Below are 1,425 nucleotides of genomic sequence, written 5' to 3'. Positions count from 1 at the left end.
GACCGCGAGCAGGACCAGCAGCGTCCAGCCGACGATCCCGATCCTCCGGCGCCGCGGGTCGCGCCCCTGGTGCCATGCGCCGGCCTCGTGCGGTGCGTCCAGCGCGTCGGCCAGGCACTCGGACCGGACCGGGCACTGCGCGCACACGGCCTTGGCCTGCGCGATCGCCCGCTGGTTGCGGGCGCTGGACGTCGAGCCGACCGGGAAGAACACGTCGGCCTGGCGACCCGCGATCTCCGGCGCGATGTTGATCAGGTTGGCCGTCGAGCACGCCGACGCCTCACGCCAATCGCTGCTGGTGGTGTTCACGCGACACCCCCGATCGCGTTGCGCAGCACCCGGGCCGTGGTCCGCCGCTCCCGGCGCACCCCCAGCTCGTTGCGCGTCGGCCACGTGCCCGGCAGCACCGCGTCCGTCAGATCCGCGTAGACGTCGACCTGGGTGTCGAACCCCGCCAGCACCTCGTCGAGAGCGTCGATCACCGGCCGCCGGTACGAACCGAGCACCGGCCCCGGACCGGCCTCGCCGCGAAGCTGACCGCGGGTCCGATCCAGCTGCGCCGTCTGCAGCTCCATCCGGGCGTGCGCGAGCAGCTGCTCATCGCTCAGCTCGGCGTCGCCGTACGGCTCGAGGTCTACCTCGACATGGGAGGTCACCTGCACGACCGGTTCGCCGGAACGAACCAGCAAGCCCGCCAGTCCTACCGCCTCACCTGCGATAACGTCATACATCGGGTCGGTCTCCTAACTCGTCTGGCCCACACGGCCCTCGCCGGTCGCCTCCGGCGGGGGCTCTTCGCGGTTCAAATCTCTGTACCAACAGAGCCAACAGAACCTATGTTGGTACAGAGATGCCAAAAGATCAATAGCCCGTGTAGGGTTTGACCCAACAAAGATCACGAGAGGACACGACGTGGCAGATGGCCGGCCGCGGTGGCGGATCGTCTACGACGACCTGCGCGCACGCATTGACCAGGGAGAACTGGCTCCAGGCGACAAGGTGCCGCCCGAGCTGACGCTGGTCGAGCAGTACGGATTCAGTCGCAACAGCGTGCGCACGGCCATCGGCCGACTGGAGCAGGAAGGGCTGATCAGCGAAGGCGCAGGTTCACTCGGCAGGACGGTCCGCAGGCGCGAGCTGATCAAGTTCAACCTGTCCCGCTTCGAACTCGGCGCCTACAGCGACGATCCCATCAACAAGATCGACCAGTGGGAAGCAGACGCGCAAAGCGAAGGCTGGAACACCCGCCAGGTAGTCCAGAGCGTCGCCGAACTCCCCGCCCCCGAAGAAGTCGCCCGCTACCTTCGCGTCGACCCGGGAACGCGGCTGGTTCGCCGCCGCCGACTGCGGTACGTCAGCCGCGACCGAGTACCCGAGATGCTCGCGATGATCGCCGACACATGGACCCCTCTGGACATCGCCCAC

3 protein-coding genes are annotated in these 1,425 nt (G+C 68.0%); 1 reads left to right on the top strand and 2 read right to left on the bottom strand.

The window, feature by feature from the left end:
* Together AB0435_RS34165 and AB0435_RS34160 are read right to left on the bottom strand one after the other, a co-directional pair.
* The coding region (locus AB0435_RS34165; RefSeq protein WP_366428740.1) for a WhiB family transcriptional regulator at nt 1-309 on the bottom strand (309 nt) is incomplete at its 3' end.
* A complete protein-coding gene (locus AB0435_RS34160) occupies nt 306-731 on the bottom strand; it encodes a hypothetical protein (RefSeq protein ID WP_366428739.1) in 426 nt (141 codons plus the stop codon). The genes AB0435_RS34160 and AB0435_RS34165, both read right to left, overlap by 4 nt.
* Before the next feature lie 181 nt (nt 732-912).
* On the opposite strand from AB0435_RS34160, the gene AB0435_RS34155 reads away from it, so the two are divergent.
* The coding region (locus AB0435_RS34155) for a GntR family transcriptional regulator (protein WP_366428738.1) at nt 913-1,425 on the top strand (513 nt) is incomplete at its 3' end.

This window comes from Streptomyces sp. NPDC051173, assembly GCF_040689515.1.
In the GTDB taxonomy this organism is placed as follows: domain Bacteria; phylum Actinomycetota; class Actinomycetes; order Streptomycetales; family Streptomycetaceae; genus Streptomyces.
The sequence above is the reverse complement of the archived record's forward strand: the minus strand, read 5'-3'. Positions and strand labels throughout refer to the sequence as shown.